At 71.1% G+C, this 18,134-nt stretch carries 15 protein-coding genes; 9 read left to right on the plus strand and 6 right to left on the minus strand.

The window, feature by feature from the left end:
* Nucleotides 1-140 precede the first annotated feature (140 nt).
* Nucleotides 141-503, minus strand: a complete 363-nt coding sequence (locus tag ACFWM2_RS05170) for an ArsR/SmtB family transcription factor (protein WP_383273137.1) — start codon at nt 501-503, stop codon at nt 141-143.
* A 190-nt stretch (nt 504-693) separates the two neighbouring features.
* Between ACFWM2_RS05170 and ACFWM2_RS05175 the strand changes: the two genes are divergently transcribed.
* Nucleotides 694-2,055, plus strand: coding sequence for an NAD(P)-binding domain-containing protein (locus tag ACFWM2_RS05175; RefSeq protein WP_383273139.1), 1,362 nt, complete (start codon nt 694-696; stop codon nt 2,053-2,055).
* A gap of 182 nt (nt 2,056-2,237) precedes the next feature.
* Complete coding sequence (locus ACFWM2_RS05180) at nt 2,238-3,257, plus strand: hypothetical protein (protein ID WP_383273141.1); 1,020 nt, start codon at nt 2,238-2,240, stop codon at nt 3,255-3,257.
* A 115-nt stretch (nt 3,258-3,372) separates the two neighbouring features.
* Here ACFWM2_RS05180 and ACFWM2_RS05185 read toward each other — a convergent pair whose 3' ends face one another.
* Together ACFWM2_RS05185 and ligA are read right to left on the minus strand one after the other, a co-directional pair.
* Nucleotides 3,373-3,963: a dihydrofolate reductase family protein gene (locus ACFWM2_RS05185; protein ID WP_383273143.1), complete on the minus strand. Its 591-nt coding sequence runs from the start codon at nt 3,961-3,963 to the stop codon at nt 3,373-3,375.
* Nucleotides 3,964-4,364: 401 nt separating this feature from the next.
* Nucleotides 4,365-6,449 (minus strand): NAD-dependent DNA ligase LigA, encoded by a 2,085-nt coding sequence (ligA, locus tag ACFWM2_RS05190; RefSeq protein ID WP_383273145.1) that lies wholly within the window; start codon nt 6,447-6,449, stop codon nt 4,365-4,367.
* A gap of 184 nt (nt 6,450-6,633) precedes the next feature.
* On the opposite strand from ligA, the gene ACFWM2_RS05195 reads away from it, so the two are divergent.
* The gene (locus tag ACFWM2_RS05195; protein WP_383273147.1) at nt 6,634-7,452 is read left to right on the plus strand and encodes a methyltransferase domain-containing protein; all 819 of its coding nucleotides are present in this window, start codon (nt 6,634-6,636) and stop codon (nt 7,450-7,452) included.
* Between the two features lie 72 nt (nt 7,453-7,524).
* On the opposite strand, the gene ACFWM2_RS05200 is transcribed toward ACFWM2_RS05195, so the two are convergent.
* The gene (locus ACFWM2_RS05200) at nt 7,525-7,809 is read right to left on the minus strand and encodes a hypothetical protein (RefSeq protein WP_383273149.1); all 285 of its coding nucleotides are present in this window, start codon (nt 7,807-7,809) and stop codon (nt 7,525-7,527) included.
* A 456-nt stretch (nt 7,810-8,265) separates the two neighbouring features.
* Here ACFWM2_RS05200 and ACFWM2_RS05205 point away from each other — a divergent pair, with 456 nt between their 5' ends.
* Nucleotides 8,266-9,093: a glycoside hydrolase domain-containing protein gene (locus tag ACFWM2_RS05205; RefSeq protein WP_383273151.1), complete on the plus strand. Its 828-nt coding sequence runs from the start codon at nt 8,266-8,268 to the stop codon at nt 9,091-9,093.
* Between the two features lie 147 nt (nt 9,094-9,240).
* Here ACFWM2_RS05205 and ACFWM2_RS05210 read toward each other — a convergent pair whose 3' ends face one another.
* The gene (locus ACFWM2_RS05210; RefSeq protein ID WP_383273153.1) at nt 9,241-10,149 is read right to left on the minus strand and encodes a carbohydrate kinase family protein; all 909 of its coding nucleotides are present in this window, start codon (nt 10,147-10,149) and stop codon (nt 9,241-9,243) included.
* 175 nt (nt 10,150-10,324) lie between these two features.
* On the opposite strand from ACFWM2_RS05210, the gene ACFWM2_RS05215 reads away from it, so the two are divergent.
* On the plus strand, nt 10,325-11,860 hold the full coding sequence (locus ACFWM2_RS05215; RefSeq protein WP_383274177.1) for an AMP-binding protein: 1,536 nt from the start codon (nt 10,325-10,327) through the stop codon (nt 11,858-11,860).
* 133 nt (nt 11,861-11,993) lie between these two features.
* On the opposite strand, the gene ACFWM2_RS05220 is transcribed toward ACFWM2_RS05215, so the two are convergent.
* Entirely contained in the window at nt 11,994-12,779 is a 786-nt protein-coding gene (locus ACFWM2_RS05220; RefSeq protein WP_383274180.1) for an ABC transporter ATP-binding protein, read from the minus strand.
* Nucleotides 12,780-13,076: 297 nt separating this feature from the next.
* On the opposite strand from ACFWM2_RS05220, the gene ACFWM2_RS05225 reads away from it, so the two are divergent.
* The 4 genes from ACFWM2_RS05225 to ACFWM2_RS05240 all read left to right on the plus strand — a co-directional run bounded on the left by ACFWM2_RS05225 (nt 13,077) and on the right by ACFWM2_RS05240 (nt 18,036).
* Complete coding sequence (locus ACFWM2_RS05225; RefSeq protein ID WP_383273155.1) at nt 13,077-13,934, plus strand: alpha/beta fold hydrolase; 858 nt, start codon at nt 13,077-13,079, stop codon at nt 13,932-13,934.
* A gap of 60 nt (nt 13,935-13,994) precedes the next feature.
* Entirely contained in the window at nt 13,995-16,241 is a 2,247-nt protein-coding gene (locus ACFWM2_RS05230) for an MMPL family transporter (protein ID WP_383273157.1), read from the plus strand.
* 192 nt (nt 16,242-16,433) lie between these two features.
* Nucleotides 16,434-17,639 (plus strand): cysteine desulfurase-like protein, encoded by a 1,206-nt coding sequence (locus ACFWM2_RS05235; RefSeq protein ID WP_383273159.1) that lies wholly within the window; start codon nt 16,434-16,436, stop codon nt 17,637-17,639.
* A gap of 226 nt (nt 17,640-17,865) precedes the next feature.
* On the plus strand, nt 17,866-18,036 hold the full coding sequence (locus tag ACFWM2_RS05240; protein WP_383273161.1) for a hypothetical protein: 171 nt from the start codon (nt 17,866-17,868) through the stop codon (nt 18,034-18,036).
* Nucleotides 18,037-18,134: the final 98 nt, after the last annotated feature.

Genomic DNA, 18,134 nt, shown 5'->3' on the forward strand with positions numbered 1-18,134 from the left:
GTCCACTCTCGATCGGCCCCGGCTGGGGATCCCCCGAACCAGTCGGGGTCTTCGTATGCCGCCTGCCGGCCCCGGGAGGCTTGGCCGCCGTCGGTGGACGCGGTGGCTCGGCCCCGGGTGGTGCAGTCGGACCGGGCGGCTCAGCCCCAGGTCACGAGCATGCGTCCCATGGCGGCCATGACCGAGGGCTCGACCCGGTAGTAGACCCAGGTGCCGCGCCGCTCGGAGGTGAGCAGTCCGGCCTCCTTGAGCTTCTTCAGATGGTGGGAGACGGTCGGCTGCGAGACGCCCACGTCGGAGATGTCGCACACGCACGCCTCGCCGCCCTCGTGCGAGGCCACCGCCGAGAACAGCCGCAGCCGGACCGGGTCGCCGAGCGCCTTGAACATCGCCGCGGTCCGCTCCGCCTCCTCGGCGGTCAGGGGCCGTTCGGTCAAGGGCGGGCAGCACGGCACGGCAGGCTCGGAGGCCTCCAGCAGCGGCAGCGCCTTGATGTTCGACATCTGTCTATGTTGACACATGTCGAACCAGGGCTGCCTGCCCGCGTCCCGGCGCCTGACCGGCGTACGGGGGTGCCCCCGGTGGGCTCACCGGCACCCTGATTCGATAGATGTCTATGTTGACGCTTGTCGAATCAACTGCCATCCTGGCCCCTGTAAGAGATCGATGGATGTCGAAACAAAGGGGAAGCTCGTGGACGCGCCCACTTCCGGCCGGTTGCCCGTCGTTGTCATCGGCGCCGGTCCGATCGGCCTGGCCGCCGCCGCACACCTCGTCGAGCGCGGCATCGAACCCCTGGTCCTGGAAGCGGGTGCGGCCGCGGGTGCCGCGGTGCGGGAGTGGTCGCACGTGCGGCTGTTCTCCCCGTGGGCCGAGGTCGTCGACCCGGCTGCGGCGAAGCTGCTGGCCCCGACCGGCTGGACGCGCCCCGACGGCGCCGCCTACCCGACCGGCGGCGACTGGGCCGAGCGGTATCTGCGGCCGCTCGCCCAGGTGCTCGGCGACAGGGTTCACTTCGATGCGACGGTGACCGGCGTCGCCCGCGCCGGCCGGGACCGGATCGTCGACTCCGGCCGCGACGAGCAGCCCTTCACCGTCCACTTCGGCACCGCCGACGGCCGTGAGGAGCGGATCACCGCCCGAGCCGTCATCGACGCCTCCGGCACGTGGTCGGCGCCCGGCCCGCTGGGCGCGGACGGTCTGCCCGCGCTCGGCGAACGGGCGGCCGCGGAGCGGATCTCCTATCGCGTCCCCGACCTCAAGGACCCATCCGTACGGGCCCGTTACGCGGGCAGGCGCACCGCTGTCGTCGGCTCCGGTGCGTCCGCCTTCACCGCCCTCGCCTCCCTGGCCGAGCTCGCGAAGGATGCGGCCGGCACCCACGCGGTGTGGGTCCTGCGCCGCGGCATCGGCACCGGGACATACGGCGGCGGTGAGGCCGACCAGCTGCCGGCTCGCGGCGCCCTGGGCCTGCGGGCCAAGGCAGCCGTGGAGCAGGGGCATGCCTCGGCCGCCACCGGCTTCCGCGCCGAGGCGGTCCGGCGTGATGCCGATGGGCGGCTGGTCCTGGTCGCCGAGGACGGCCGCCGGCTCGACGCGGTCGACGAGATCATCGCCCTGACCGGGTTCCGTCCGGACCTGTCCTTCCTCTCCGAGGTGCGCCTCGGCCTCGACGAGCGCCTCCAGGCCCCGGTCACGCTGGCCCCGCTGATCGACCCCAACGTCCACTCCTGCGGCACGGTGTACCCGCACGGTGTCAGGGAGCTCTCCCACCCGGAGAAGGGCGTTCACCTCGTCGGCATGAAGTCGTACGGCCGCGCCCCGACGTTCCTCGCGATGACCGGCTACGAGCAGGTGCGCTCCATCGCCGCGGCCCTGGCCGGTGACCAAGAGGCCGCCGAACGCGTGGAGTTGACGCTTCCCGAGACCGGAGTGTGCGGCGGGGCGGGCTTGTTCGACGAACCCGAGGCCGCCAAGGCCGACACCGGTGGCTGCTGCGCAACCCCCACCACCCTCCGGATCGGGGCCCCCGCCGGGGCCTCGGGAGGCTGCTGACCGCAGGGGCGGAACGTGGCGCCCGAGGTCGCGACCGGAGCGGGGGACCGGTCGCGGCCTCGGGCGGACCCGTCCTTTGCGACGCGGCTCAACGGCCACCCAGGGCTCCGGCCCGGCGAACGGCGGTCCCAGCGGCCGTCCGGATGACGTCCGACGAGATCCGCCGTTCGAACAATGGGACAATGGCTATGAAATCGCCGTCCGGAGAGAGGGTGCCGGTGGACCTGGACGCTGTCGCCGACGAGCTGTACGGGCTGCGGCCGGAACAGTTCACCGCCACGCGGAACGAGCGCGTCGCGGCAGCTCGTACCGCCGGCGACCGGAAGCTCGCCGAGCAGATCAGTGGTCTGCGCCGGCCCAGCCTGTCCGCGTGGGCCGGCAACCTCCTGGTGCGGGAGCAGCCCGACGAGGTGAAGCCGCTGATCCAGTTGGGCGAAGCCCTGCGGAGCGCACACCACGATCTGGACGGCGACCAGTTGCGCCGGCTCACTCAGCAGCAGCGTGCCGTCGTCAGGGCGCTCTCGCGGCAGGCGGCGGAACTTGCCGCGGAGGCCGGGCACCCGCTCGCCGACGACGCCCAGCGCGAGGTGCAGGAAACCCTGCAGGCCGTACTCGCCGACCCTGATGCCGCTCGGGAATGGGCCGCCGGCCGGCTCGCCAAGCCCCTCAGCCCGGCTGTCGGCTTCCCCGCCGTCGGCCCGGCCACGCCGTCACGCGGAAGTGGCGCGCCGACCGCGACGCAGAAGCCACCGCCTCCGGCGAAGAGGCCACTGTCCGCGGGGAAGGAGTCACCGTCTCCGGAGAAGCGGCCACCGCCCGTGGCGAAGAAATCACCGGCATCCGGTGACGGTGAATCGGCGGCGGAAGCGCGACGGCGTGAGCGCCTGGCCCAAGCGCGCCAGGAGTCCGAGGATGCCGACGGTGACCTTCTGGCGCGCGAGGCGGAGGCGGAAGCTGCCGAGCGTGCCGTGCAGGACGCCGTGGAGCGGACGGAGACGCTGCAACAGCGCGTCACCGAACTCGCCGAGGAGCTCAAGGCAGCGGAAGAGCAGCACCGTCAGGCGCGAGCCGACGAGCGTGGGGCGCGCGAGGGGGAACGCGAGGCCGGCCGAAAGGTGCGCGCCGCGCGAACCCGTGCCGGGACGGCGGCCGCGCAAGTCGAACGCCTGGCCGCCAAGTCCTCAGGGAAAAGGCGCAGTTGACCTGCGGTCTGCGGTCTGCGGTCTGCGGAGCGGGGCCGCCGTGCGCGATGTCCTGCTTGGCGGTGTCAAAGGGCGGGGGCCTGCGGGCCGGGACACAGCCCGGCCCGGACACCGCTCAGGCCACCGGCCGATAGGTGGTGACCTGCACGCCCGCCCTGCTGGTGACGGTCGAGACCAGCTCGAGCGTGTGCAGCCCGCCGTCGTCCGGGAAGATCGTCTTGCCGCCGCCGAGGATCACCGGCATCACCAGGAGCCGGAGCTCGTCCACGAGGCCCTCGCTCAGGAGTGAGCGAGCCAGCGTGGGGCTCCCCATGACCAGGAGATCACCGCCGTCGGTCGCGCGCAGCTGCCGGATCCGGGCGACGGCCTCCTCGCCGGGGATGCGCGTGGAGTTGTCCCACGCCAGCTTGTCGTCGCCCAGCGTCTGCGACACCACGTACTTCGGGATGGCGTTCATCCGGTCCGCGAACGGGTCGCCTCCCCGCTCCGGCCAGGCGGCGGCCATCGACTGCCAGGTGCGACGTCCGAACAGCAGTGCCTCGGCCGAGCGCAACGCGTCGTCGAAGGCGCCGCCCACCACCTCCGGGTCGAAGAAGGGGTGCGTCCAGCCGCCGTGAGTGAAACCGCCCTCGGTGTCCTCGTCAGGTCCACCCGGTGCCTGCACGACGCCGTCCAGGCTCATGAATTCATTGATCACGATGCGCATCGGACTCGCTCCGCTTCCTCGCTCAATGGGATACGCCAGTAGAGACCTTCGGGCCGATCCGAAATCATCGCGCCACGCGGCACCGGCGGTGTGATGCGGAGCACACCTGCGGGCGAGAGAGGCCCGTGCCTGGCGGCGGGGTGTGGGAGGGCAGAAAAGAGCCCCGACTGGACGGGGGAGACCAGCCGGGGCCGAAGGTGGTGACTGGCGGAGGGCGGTCGCCTCGCGGCGAAAGGCTCCATGGGGCTTCAGCCGAACGATCTTCCCCATGGGCTATAGGTGAGGCCCGGGGACACTGTCCCCTCCGCAGCCACGTATAGATGAACGGTTGACCGTCTCGGGTTGTTCCTGCCCCGTCCGGGAGCAGCTGTGAGGTGGGCCACCCCGCGGCGCGGAGAAGGTCAGGCCAGGTAGTCGGCGACCACGGCGGCGAACTCGTCTGGGGTGGCCAGGCGGACGCCGAGGTCTTCGGCCTTGGCACGCTTGGATCCGGCATTGTCTCCGGCGACCACCAGGGAGGTCTTCTTGGAGACGCTGGAGGAGGAGCGGCCGCCCGCGCGTTCGATGAGCTCGTTCATCTGATTGCGGCTCAACTTCTCCAGCGGCCCCGTCATCCCGCCCGTGACGACGACCGTCATTCCTGTGAGGGGCCCACCGGCCGGCTCACTGCCTCCGGCCTCCGCGGCATCCTCGGTGACGGGTGCGGGCGGAGCGGCGCCGGGCTCGGTCATGTTGACGCCCCTCGCCACGAGCCTGTCGATCAGCGGGGCCAGTTCGGCCAGTTCGGCGACGATGGTCGGTGCCTTCTCGGTGCCGATCCCCTCGACCTGCTGCATGGCCTCCGTGTCGGCGGCCCGGATCGCGTCCATGGTGGCGAAGTGCCGTGCGATACGGCGGGACATGGAGCGGCCGGTACCCCGGACGCCGAGCGCGCAGAGCACCCGCGACAGGGGTCTCCCCTTGGCGACCGTGAGCGCCGCCAGCAGGTTGTCCGTGCTGGTCTCGCCCATCCGCTCCAGGCCCAGCAGCTGGTCGCGGGTGAGGGTGAACAGGTCCGCGAGATCGGCCACCAGACCGGACTCGACCAGCTGGACGACGCGGGTGGCGCCGAGACCCTCGATGTCGAGCTGGTCGCGGCCGGCGGCGTAGGAGAGGGAGGCGACCAGATGGCAGTTGCGGCCGTTCTCGCAGCGCCAGCGCTGCTCGCTGGTGTCGATCGCCGAGCTGCACCGCGGACACACCTCGGGGAAGACGATCGGGCGCTCCTCGCCGGTGCGAAGGTGGGCGACGGGCGCTTCGATGCGCGGGATGACGTCGCCCGCCCGGTGGACCATCACATGGTCGCCCAGCCGCAGGTCGCGGCGGGTGATGTCGGCCGGGTTGTGCAGGGTGGCGTACGTGATGGTGGAACCGTCGATCTCGACCGGCTCCAGCACGCCGCGCGGAGCGATGACGCCGGTGCGGCCGACGTTCCACTCCACCTCCAGCAGGCGGGTGATCTTCTCGACTGCCGGGAGTTTGTAGGCGATGGCCCAGCGCGGGGCGCGCGTACCCGATCCGGCGGTCCGCTGGTCGGCGGCCAGGTCGGCCTTGACGACGATCCCGTCGATGCCGAACGGCAGGTCCGCCCGCAGCGCGGCGATTTCCTGCACGCGCGCGAGGACCTGCTCCGTCGTGCCGGCGGTGATGCCGGCCACCGCCGTCGTGGCAGGAGTGTTCACGCCGAGGCGGGACGACTCCGCCATCAGTTCGCTGTGCGCGCACTCGCCCAGCCGCGCCGCGAGCGCCGCCTCCGTGTCGGGCAGGGGCAGCAGGCCGTAGACGAAGAACGTCATCGGGACGGTGTAGGCACGCTCCTTGGCGCGCAGCGTGCCGGCCGCGGCGTTGCGCGGGTTGGCGAACGGCTGGCCCCCGTGCCCGGTGCGCTCCTCGTTGGCGTGCTCGAACTGGGCCGTCGTCATCAGGACTTCGCCCCGCACCTCCACCGTGACCGGCTCGGCCAGCTCCCGCGGCAGACCCTCGATGGTGCCGATCGCGTGCGAGACGTCCTCCCCGGCCGTCCCGTCGCCGCGTGTGATCAGCCGGGTCAGGCGGCCGCGCGTGTACCGGGCGGCGATCGCGAGTCCGTCGAGCTTCGGCTCGACGCTGAACCGGGTGACCTCATGGCCGAGCCGCCGGGCCAGCGACGCGGTCCACGCGGTGAACTCCTCGGCGGAGAACACGTTGTCGAGGCTCAGCATCGCCACCGTGTGCGGGACATCGCCTTCGAGCGCGCCACCGGCGACCTTCCCGGTGGGGGAGTCGGGCAGCACCTCGTCCGGGTGATCGGCCTCCCATGCCGAAATCCCGCGCACCAGCCGGTCGTAGGTGTCGTCGTCGAGCGTCGACGTGCCGCCCTCGTAATAGGCGGCGGAAGCCTTCACGGCGTCCTCGACCGCCTGCGCATAGGCGGCGGAATCCACGAGCACAGCTGCGGGTGTTGTCATGACTCGTATCCTGCCCGCCACCACTGACAACGCCCTGGCACGGATGCCTCGTCGCGGGTGCGGGTGCGGGTGCGGGTGCGGGTGCGGGCCTGCCGGGCCTCGCCGACGCCGCCGGTGACAGACCCGCCTCGGCTCCGACACCGCACAGCTGTCGCTGTCAGTGATCCCAACTAGAGTGGCCGGCATGGGGCAGACGCGACCGACTTCGGGATTCCACGCCAAGAACATCGCCGGTTCCAACGTCGACTGGCTGGTGTCCGCGCTGGACGCCCAGGAGGCCAACGACGGGGTGCGCCGACTGAGGTCGTGGGCGTACGACGCGGTGGCCGCGCGCCCGGGCGAGCGGGCCGTCGACATCGGCTGCGGCACCGGGTCGCAGACGCGGGCGCTGGCCACGGCCGTCACCGCGGACGGAGAGGCACTGGGCATCGAGCCGAACCCGGGACTGCGTGCGGTCGCCGAGGAGCGGTCGGCCGCGGCCGGCGTCAAGGCCCGTTTCGCGGACGGTGACGCGCTCGCCCTCGCGCTGCCGGACGCCTCGGTGGACGTGGTGTGGTGCGAGCGCGTACTCCAGCATCTCCTGGAGCCGCAGCAGGCGGTCGACGAGATGGCCCGGGTGCTCCGTCCCGGTGGGCGGGTCGTCCTCCTGGACACGGACTGGGCGACCACGATCCTGCACCCCGGCGACCCCGACACCATCGCCGCGCTCACCTCGGGAGCGCTCACCGCGGCGGCCAACCCCCATGCCGGACGCAAGCTCCTCGGCCAGCTGTCCGCGGCAGGACTGACCGTCGACGACCGGGGTTCGCAAGCGCTGATGCAGGACCATACGACGGTGACCTGGCCGCTGATCCGCATGCTCGCGGAATCCGCCCTGCGCCGCGAGCTGATCACCGAGGAGCAGCGCGACCGGCTGTACGCGGACCTCACCGAGGCGGCCGAGCACGGCGCACTGCACATGTCGGTGACGATGTTCGGAGTCGCCGCCCACCGTCCGGAGTGACGCCCGGGGACGCCGAGCACGGGCGGTCCGTCAATACGTGGCCGCACAGGGGGTCATGTCTGTGTCCGTCGGTCACTCATCGGTGGTGGGTGGAGTGCCCGCGCGCTGCCGTACGGCGGCTTCGACCTCCGCACGGTCCTTGCCCTCGGCCTTCGCGTACTCCGCCACCGCGGCCTGTACGTCACGGGTGAGGTCGCGCCACGCCCGCCACGCGGTCTCGTACGTCTCGGACTCCTGAGCCGTCCAGCCTCCGTCCTGCGTCGGTGCCCCGAACTTGTCCCGCAGCTCCAGGACTTTCGCGTGCGTCTCGTCGGCTACCTGCTGTTTCTCGACCAGTTCGTCGAAGGTGTGTGCCACAGCGACGGATCTTAGGCGGGCAGGAGCGGAGCCCCGCCGCGACACGGGCGGGGTGCGGCCGCTGTCACCAGGGTGCGTAGGCCAGGGGTGTGGATCCGCGCCACGGGCCCTCGGCCGTACCCGTCCCGCCGAAGCGTCGCCGGCGCTCGGGCGGTCTGTCCGCCGGCGGTTCGCGGCGGTGGTGTTCACCTCCCGCCTGCGCCGAGCGAGGGACACCGCGTGCACCGCGTGGGAGCGGGGCAGAGCGCATGCGGCGTACGCCGTCGAGTCTTCGCCCAATGAACATGCCAGGTTGTCAACCTGCATATCGATCTTGGGTAGGCTACGGTGCGCTCCGCACGCCGGAGCCGTACCGCGCCGCCGCAGGCGGCACCGAGCACTGCAATCACGACCACGGTGTCAGCCTCGCCAGGCGCACCGGCCGCGACCCGTGGGCCGTGATCCGAAGGGTGGGGAATGTCCAGTCACCGGTTGTCCCGAAGAGGCCGCTATCTCGCATGGTCGATAACGGGCGTCGTCGTCGCCGCCGGCGCCGGAATCGCGGCACAGACCTCCATGGCGACTACTGCGTTGCCGGCGCAGAAGACGTACACGGGCCGAGCGTTCGACGCCTGCACGGCGCCTTCTCTCGCAGCGATGAAGGCATGGAACACCGGCTTCTACGGCGCCGCCGCCGTCTACATCGGTGGCAAGAACCGCGGCTGCGCTCAGCCCAACCTCACTGCGTCCTGGGTGAAATCGGTCAGCTCCCTCGGCTGGAAGCTCATCCCGCTCTACGTCGGTGCCCAACCCCCCTGCCAGTCGGGCAGCAACCCGGAGAAGCTCACCGCCTCCACAGCAGCGTCCCTGGGTGTGAGCAACGCCAACGACGCGGTTGCCAAGGCATCGGCGCTCGGAGTGAAAATCGGCAGCGCGATCTACCTCGACATGGAGCCTTACGACATCACGAACAAGGCGTGCAACGACGCCGTGTTGACGTACGTGCGCTCCTTCACCAAGACCCTGCGGGCCAAGACCTACCGGGCCGGTTACTACGGCTTCAGCAGTTCCAGCGCCAAGGCCATCGCCACGGCCACCGACAGGACGAACCTGCCAGGGAACCTCTGGTACGCCCTGTGGGACAAGAAGAACACCACCACAACGGACTGGCCCTGGGACCCGAAGCTGTTCACCGACCACAGCCGCGGCCACCAGTACATGGTCAACAGCAAGGAAACCCGCGGCGGTCACACGATCACCGTCGACCGCGACGCCTGGGACGCCCCGGTCGCCCTCGTCGGATGACAAGATCCACTGTTCCTCCGGCGGCCTTACCGTAGCGCCGCCGGCAGCGGTCGAGGGCGGGCTTGGTGGCGAGGTTCATCGTGACCACCGGTCCGTCGATGACCCGCTGAGGAGCTGAGTTCCGGCCCGGGGTCGGACTTCGCCGGCTCAGTGACCGGTTCCCAGGAGGGCCTCCTGGCTGATGAGGGCGGTGGAGCCCGGTGCGGTGCAGGCGAAGGCGCCCGCCACCGCGCCGAGCCGGGCGCAGTCGAGTACGCCGCGACCCGTGAGCGTGCCGTAGAGAAAGCCGCTGACGAAGGCGTCTCCCGCGCCGTTGGAGTCCACGACCGGCGTGGGTGGGGCGATCGCCGGGACATGCTGCGGGGTGGAGCCGTCGTCCCGCGTCAGGACGTAGGACCCGTCCGCGCCGGCCGTGGCGACCACGGTGCGGGCGCGGCCCTCGCGCAGGATCTCCCGCATCAGTGCGGTGAAACCCTCTCCCACCCGCGTCGTGCTGAAGAAGACGAGATCGGAGCGGAGGGCGAACTCCCGGTGGTGGCCGGCCAGTCCGTCCCAGTCGTGCAGATCGGTGGAGACCGGGATGCCGAGAGCCTCGATGTCGTCGTAGAGGAAGCGCGTGAAGTTCATGATCGAGAGGTGGACGTGCCGGGCGCGCCGCAGCCGCGGCAGGTAGAAGTCCCGGGGCATCCGCAGGTCGTCCGGATCACGCGCGTCGTAGAAGGACATCCGCCGGCCGCCGGCATCGACCAGATTGACCGCCCGGCGGGTGCCGGCGGGGGAGATCAGCGGGACGAACTCGACATCGCCCTTGGTCAGCCGCTCGCGCACCTGCGCGCCCGTCCAGTCGTCGCCGATGCAGTCGAGGAACGCCACCCGCAGCCCGAGCGCCCGGGCGCCGAGTGCCACATTGCCTCCCGTGTGGCCGGGCCATTCCTCGATCGGGCCGACATGGACCGAGTCGGCGAGCGGGACCGGCAGGGAGTCGACGCGGACGATGGTGTCCACCCCGCTGCCGCCGACCACCAACACGTCGTACGCTGCCTGCTGTTGACTCACTGTCCCGCCTCTCCGCTCCCGCCGGACCCAGTATGGCGTGCGTCTGTGGCGAGACCTCGGGTCTGTTCGCACGATGCGGTCGGCCGAGTGGAGTGTCGGGTCCCCGGGGTTGTCCGGATGCACGAGACCGTGGCCGGATGGAAGCTGTACCTCGTCTGAGCTTCGGGAGGCCATGATGATCGTCCCCTTCGGGGCCCGTGATTTCCTCGACCGCGCCACCACTGTGTACGCCGACCGGATCGGGATCGTCGACGAACCGGACCAGCCGGCCGAGTCCTGGGAAGGGCTGACGTACCGGCGGGTCGGGGAGCTGGCCCGGGCTCAGGCCGCCGGCCTCGACGCGCTCGGCGTGCCGCACGGCGCACGCGTGGCGGTGGTCTCGCCCAACAGCGCACGGCTGCTCACCTCGTTCTTCGGCGTCAGCGGGCACGGGCGGGTCCTCGTCCCGGTCAACTTCCGGCTGACGGCGGAGGAGGTGAGCTACATCGTCGAGCACTCCGGCGCGAGCGTGCTCCTCGTGGACCCCGAACTGACGGACCGTCTCGCGGGCGTGACCTGCAAGCACCGCTTCACGCTCGGGGCGGCCGCCGACGCGGAGCTGTACCGCTTCGACACCGAACCGGCGCCCTGGCAGCCGGACGAGAACGCCACCGCCACCATCAACTACACCAGCGGTACGACGGCCCGTCCCAAGGGCGTGCAGATCACCCACCGCAACATCTGGGTCAACGCCGTCACCTTCGCGCTGCACGCCGGCGTCACGGACCGGGACGTGTATCTGCACACGCTGCCGATGTTCCACGCCAACGGCTGGGGCATGCCGTTCGCGATGTCGGCCCTGGGCGTGCCGCAGATCGTGCTGCGCAAGGTGGACGGCGCCGAGATCCTGCGCCGGGTGGCCGAACATGGCGTGACGGTGATGTGCGCGGCGCCCGCCGTCGTCAACGCGGTGCTGGCCGCGGCCCAGTCCTGGGAGGGCGAGATCCCCGGCCGTGACCGGGTGCGGATCATCGTCGCCGGGGCTCCGCCGCCTACGAAGACCGTCGCGCGCGTCGAGTCCGAGCTGGGCTGGGAGTTCATCCAGATCTACGGCCTGACCGAGACCTCACCCCTTCTCACGATCAACCGGACCCGCGCCGAATGGGACGGCCTCGACACCCGGACACGAGCGGAACGGCTGGTGCGGGCCGGCGCTCCCGCACTGGGCGTCACCCTGCGCACGGACGACGAGGACGAGATCCTCGCGCGCTCCAACGTCGTCCTGGAGGGGTACTGGGAGCAGCCCGAGGAGACCACCCGGGCGCTGTCCGACGACTGGTTCCACACCGGGGACGGCGGGACGATCGGCGACGACGGCTATCTGACGATCAGTGACCGCAAGAAGGACGTCATCATCACCGGCGGCGAGAACGTCTCCTCGATCGAGGTGGAGGACGCCCTCTTCAGCCATCCCGCCGTCGCCGAGGTCGCGGTCATCGGAGTGCCGCACGAGAAGTGGGGCGAGACCATCAAGGCGCTGGTGGTGCTCGCCCCCGGCGCCGAGGCGACGGAGGAGGAACTCATCCGGCACTGCAAGGAACGCCTCGCCGGGTTCAAGGCGCCTACGTCCGTGGAGTTCCGCGCCGAACTGGCCCGCACGGCCACCGGCAAGCTGCAGAAGTACAAGCTGCGCGAGCCGTACTGGGAAGGACGCGAGCGAGGCGTCAACTGACCGCGTCCGCAGGCGCGTTCGGGCGTCGACGGGAAGCCGCGGTGGGGCAGCGGTCAGGCTGCCCCGCCTGAGTGCGCCATCCGTCGGCCATGGTCGGGTTGCGCCGCCAGAGTGCGCCGTCCAGCGGCCACCGTCAGGTCGCTCCGCCGGAGCGTGCCATCCACCGGCCGGCATGACGGCCGACCTCGATCGGCCGGCCGAAGGAGGCCGTCATCAGCGGTCCGGTGAGCACGTCGGCGACCGGCCCCGAGGCCTGCACGCGCCCCTCGCGCAGCAGCAACGCGTGCCCGATCGCGGGGGACAGCTCCTCCAGGTGGTGGGTGACCGTGATGGTGGCCAGCCCGGGCCGTCCGTCGGCGAGGCGGCGCATCGAGTCGATGAGGTCCTCGCGGGAGGGCAGATCCAGCGCGTTGAACGGCTCGTCGAGCAGCAGCAGCGCGGGGTCGGCCATGAGCGCCCGGGCGATGAGGATCCGGGCTCGCTGACCACCCGAACACACTCCGTACGGACGGTCCGCGAGCTCCTTGATCTCCAGTTCGGCCAGCAGCGCGTGTGCCCGATCCCGCACCTGGGCGTCGTAACTCCGCCACAGCGGCTGCACCGTCCCGGTGTGACCGGTCAGGACGACCGTGTGCGCGGTGGCGTCCTGCGGGACACGCTGCGCCGAGGAGACGAGACCGATGTGCGCCCGCAGTTCGCGCACGTCGACGCGTCCGAGCCGGTGCCCCAGGACCTCGACGGTGCCGGTGGTGGGATGCATCAGGGCGCCGATCAGCCGCAGCAGCGTGGTCTTGCCCGCTCCGTTGGCGCCGAGCAGGGCCCAGTGCTCCCCGGAGCGAACCTGCCAGTCGATCCCGTCGAGGATGACCTGGTCGGTGGTGAAGCGGCGGACGCTCACCCCGTCGAGGGCGGCGACGATCCGCCCGCAGTCCGTGGCCCCCGTGCTCACTGTGTGCCTCCCGGCGTCGGTCCTCGGTCGTACGCGTCCACCCGCTTGGCCGGCGGGGCGCGGCACGGTGGGTGAACCCCGCGAGACAGGGTAGCTGTGGCATGCACTCATCTGGCCAGGTGTCCGTGCCTCGGACAAGGCCGGCCCCCCGTTGTGTGCGAAGGGAGACAACGGGCGGGCGCCACCACCCCTCGTTACGATGGCAGTGATCTTCGCGTGCCTCCCGGGCCTGCGGACGAGGGGGCCGACCGACGTCAGGAGGCCACCGTGAGCACGGTCGAGGTGAAGTCCACGCGGCTGGCCGGAGGATCGCTCATGCCGTATGCCGAGGCGGGCTCCCCGGAAGGCGCCCCCGTGGTCTTCGTCCATGGCCTGGGTGACTCCTGGTGGACGTTCGAGCCGCTGCTCAGGCAACTGCCGGCCACGCTGCACGCCTACGCTCCCACCCAGCGGGGGCACGGCGACGCCGACCGGCCCGCCGAGGGCTATCGCCCCGAGGACTTCGCACGCGACCTCCTGCAGTTCCTCGACGCCGTCGGGATCGGCCGTGCCGTTCTCGTGGGGGCGTCGTCCGGTGGTGTGGCCGCACGGATGGTCGCCGGGAGCCATCCGGACCGCGTCGCGGGCCTGGTGCTGATGGGCGTACCGGCCGCGCTCGACGACAAGCCCGGCGCCGCGTCCCTGTGGGAGAGCGTGCAGGCCCTGCGCGATCCCGTGCCCCGCCCCTTCGTCGAGGACTTCCTCAGCGGCATGGTGAGCCGCCCGGTGGGACGCGGGTTCATGGCCACGATGACCGAGGAGGGCCTCAAGCTCCCGGCGTACGTGTGGCAGGAGACCGTGCGAGGCCTGCTGGAGACCGACCTGGCGGCGACCCTGCGGGGCATCCTCGTACCCACGCTGGTCCTCTGGGGCGACGAGGACCCCTACCTCCCGCGTGCCGATCAGCAGCGGATCCTCGACACGATCTTCGGCTCGACGCTGGTCGTCCACGAGGGCTCCGGCCACGTCCTGTACTGGGAGCAGCCGGAGCGGGTCGTCCAGGACATCGCCGGATTCGCGGGGCGTGTCCTGCCCCGGGCCGGTGCGGAGGGCGATGGTGACGGGGGCGCTCGCGCCTCCGGATGACGTCGTGATCAGGGCGGCGTTTAATGAATGCGTCGGAAATGTCTCCCACGGGAGCCGTCCATGTCGGCCACCGGGTCCAGTCCAGGGGGTGGGCGGGCCGCAGCCGGAAAACTGCGCCGACTGGGGGAGTGGTGCGCCCGGCACTTCGCCGTGGTCATCGCGGCCTGGCTGGTCGCCATCGTCGCTCTCCAAGTGGTCAACCGCTCCTTCGGCGGCGAGTACTCGGACAACTTCTCGCTCCCCGGTGTCCAGTCTCAGCAGGGCCTGGAGGTGCTGCGGCAGCATGACCCCGCGGCCGGCGGCTACAGCAGCCAGATCGTGCTGCACGACACGGACAAGCCGCTGACGTCGCTGAGTTCGCAGCTGAACCAGACCGTCAGTGACCTGCAGAAGCTGCCGCACGTGCTGTCGGCGCAGAACCCGCTGCCGCCCCACGGTTCGACGCAGCCGTCCTCGGGCCAGTCCTCGCCCCAGAACGTCGGCCCGCTCTCCGGCGACGCCAAGACCGCTTACATCACCGTCCGCTTCGACGTGCAGCCGTCGACTCTCGGAGACTCGTATCTGAACGGCGTGGACAACTCGGTCCAACCCCTGCGGGCCGCGGGCGCCGACGTCGAGTACGGCGGACCGCTCGGCGAACTGGCCAGGCCGGCGGCGGACGACCGCATCAGCGAGCTGATCGGGTTCGCGGTCGCGATCGTCGTCCTGCTCGTGGGCTTCGGCAGTGTGCTCGCCGCGGGCATCCCGCTGCTCACCGCTCTGATCAGCGTCGTGGGCGGTCTGGCGTGTCTGGGCCTGCTCGCCGCGGCCTTCACCTTCGCCACGGTGTCACCGACACTGGCCACCATGATCGGCCTCGGGGTCGGCATCGACTACGCGCTGTTCCTGATCACGCGTCACCGGCAGAACCTCATCGACGGCGCCGATCCGGTGGAGGCGGCGGGGCGGGCCGCCGCCACCAGCGGACGGGCCGTGCTCGTCTCCGGCTGCACGGTGATCATCGCCCTGGCCGGGCTGTCCGTCTCCGGGGTGAGCTTCATCGGGAAACTGGGTGTCGCCGCGGCCGTGACCGTCGTCTCGGCCGTCGTCGGCGCACTGACCCTCGTCCCCGCCCTGCTGGGGCTCATCGGCAGGCGCATCGACCGCTACCGGGTGCGCCGCCCCGTCGCCGAGACGGACGCGGCCGCGGGCGCTCCGGTGCAGGGCACGTGGCACCGCTACGCCCAGCGCGTGCAACGGCGTCCCTGGTGGTTCCTGGCCGGCGGGGCCGTCGTCGTCCTGGTGCTGGCGATCCCGGTGCTCTCCATCCAGCTCGGCCACATCGGCGACGGCGCGGATCCGAAGTCGTTCACCGACCGACGGGCCTACGACACCATGGCGCAGGCGTTCGGCCCGGGCTCCAACGGCCCGCTCACCGTCGTCATCGACCAGACCGGGGTGCCGTCCGACCAGCGTTCCGCCCTGGCCTCGCAGGCCCAGAAGTCACTCACCGACGTGCCGGGCGCGGTCACGACCACACCGCTGACCGCCACCAAGGACGGCGACGTCCTGGTGGCCACCGTGTTCTCCAAGGAGGCCCCAGAGAGCGCGGACACCACCGGCCTGACGAACCGCCTGGTCGACGAGACCCTGCCGCAGGCCGTCTCCGGCACCGACGCCAAGGGCTATGTCACCGGCACGACGGCCGCTCAGGTCGACTTCCGTGACATCGTCGCGAGCCGCCTGCCGCTGATCATCGCGGTGGTGGTGGCACTGGCCTTCCTCGTCATCCTGATCGTCTTCCGCGGACTCCTGGTCGCACTGAAGGCAGCGGTCCTCAACGTCCTGTCCATCGCCGCCTCCTACGGCGTCGTGGTCGCCGTCTTCCAATGGGGGTGGGGCGGACCCGCGCTGGGGGTGTCGGGGAAGGTGCCGATCGAGAGCTATGTGCCGATGATGATGTTCGCGATCATCTTCGGCCTGAGCATGGACTACGAGATCTTCCTGCTGTCGCGGGTCCACGAGGTCTGGCTGCACACCGGGGATGCGGGGGCGAGCGTCGCACATGCCCTGGAGATCACCGCGCGCGTGATCACCTGTGCCGCCCTGATCATGGTGAGCGTGTTCGCCGCGTTCATCGTGAGCGACAACATCGTGGTGAAGATGCTCGGTCTGGGGCTCGCGGTCAGCGTGCTGATCGACGCAACCGTCGTACGCCTGCTGCTCGTTCCGGCGGTGATGACGCTGCTGGGCAGCCACGCCTGGTGGACACCGCACTGGCTGGACCGGCTGCTGCCGCATGTCGACCCGGAGGGCGAGCACGGGTGAACTCGTGGGCGGGGTCCGTACGTTGAGGGGTGGGCCCGCCCGTAATGGCTGTCAGCGGTGGCCGAAGCCGCTGCGAGGGCGGCGCTGGGATGATCGACCGCAGACCATGTCCGTGGCCGTTCGTGACCGGCGGACGGTCGAGGACCGGCGACGAGCCGCCGGCGCCCGACACCGTCCCGTGAGGAGCCCTTGGTGATGTACGACGTCGACGCACTGCGCGCCCAGTTTCCCGCCCTGCTCGCCGGCACCGCGCACTTCGACGGGCCCGGCGGCACCCAGACCCCGGCGCCGGTGATCGATGCCATCGCTGACGCGCTCGGCAACCCTCTGTCCATCCGCGGGGCCGTGGCTCCCGGCGAAGTCAATGCCGAGACGATCGTGGCGGAGTTCCGCCGGGCCATGTCGGATCTGCTGGGCGCCGACCCTCGTGGCATCGTCTTCGGCCGCAGCGCGACCCAACTGACGTACGACTTCTCCCGGATCCTCGCGAGGACGTGGCGGGCCGGCGACGAGATCGTGGTCAGCCGCCTCGATCACGACGCGAACATCCGGCCCTGGATCCAGGCAGCGGAGCCGGCCGGAGTCCTGGTGCGGTGGGCGGACTTCGACCCGGTCACGGGTGAACTGCCCGCCTCGGCCGTCGGTGACCTGCTCACCGAGCGGACCCGGCTCGTGGCGGTCACGGCCGCCTCCAACCTGATCGGCACGCGTCCCGCCGTCGCCGAGACGGCCCGGCTGGTCCATCGGGCCGGCGCGCTCCTCTTCGTGGACGGAGTGCACTACGCGGCACACGAGTTCGTGGACGTCACCGACCTCGGCGCCGACTTCTTCGTCTGCTCGCCGTACAAGTTCTTCGGCCCCCATCACGGTGTCCTCGCCGCCCGACCGGAGCTGCTGGAGACCCTGCGGCCGGACAAGTTGCTGCCGTCCGCGGACGCGGTCCCCGAGCGCTTCGAGCTCGGGGCGCTGCCGTACGAGGCGCTGGCCGGCACCCGCGCCGCCGTCGACTTCCTCGCGGGATTCGTTGCCGAGGCTTCGGGTGGGCGCCGGGAGCGCCTGCGGTCCGCCTTCGCCGCGATAGTCCGTCATGAGACCGCGCTGCGCGGCCGGATGGAGGCGGCTCTCTCCGCAATGCAGGGAGTCACGATCCACTCCAGGGCGGCCGACCGCACGCCCACCCTGCTCCTCACCTTCGACGACCGCGCGGCTGCGGACGCGTACGGCTTCCTCGGCCGGCTGGGTGTGCACGCACCCGCCGGATCCTTCTACGCGGTGGAGGCGTCCCGCCATCTCGGACTGGGGGACTCCGGCGGCCTGCGCCTGGGCCTCTCGCCCTACAGCGACACGAGTGATGTCGACCGCCTGCTGGCGGGATTGGCCGACTTCCTGAAGTCGTGAAGCCCCAGGGTAGGGAAGTCGGGCCGAGATGTCAGCGGGTGGTGAAGCCACGGTGTCAGGAGTCGCCTGAGTCGATCGGCGGGACCGGTTGTCCGTCGGCGCGCTGCGGTTCCCGACGGCACTGGTGACTCCGTCGGCACGGTGCCCGGATCGTGCCCGATCTGTGCGGTGTCGGCGGCGATCCTGCGGGCATTCGGACTTCACCAATCAGAAAGAGGTGACTCCAATGCTCGGCATCGTGGCGGCGGTTCTGTTCTTCATCGCGTTTTTGATCAATGCCGCAGACATTTCCACGAACGACGTGTTCACGTCGACGAATGTCATGCTCATCGGGCTCGCAGTGCTGGCTCTTCATGTCGCCGGCATCGGCAGCGGCTGGTCCAGCCGCAGACGCTGACAGCGGACGGTGGCGGGGGGGGGGGGGAAGGCGTCCTTCCGTCCCCCCCCCCCCCCCCCCCCCACCCCCCCCCCCCCCCCCCCCCCCCCCCCCCCCCC

The organism is Streptomyces sp. NPDC058371 (genome assembly GCF_042723265.1).
Lineage (GTDB): Bacteria > Actinomycetota > Actinomycetes > Streptomycetales > Streptomycetaceae > Streptomyces.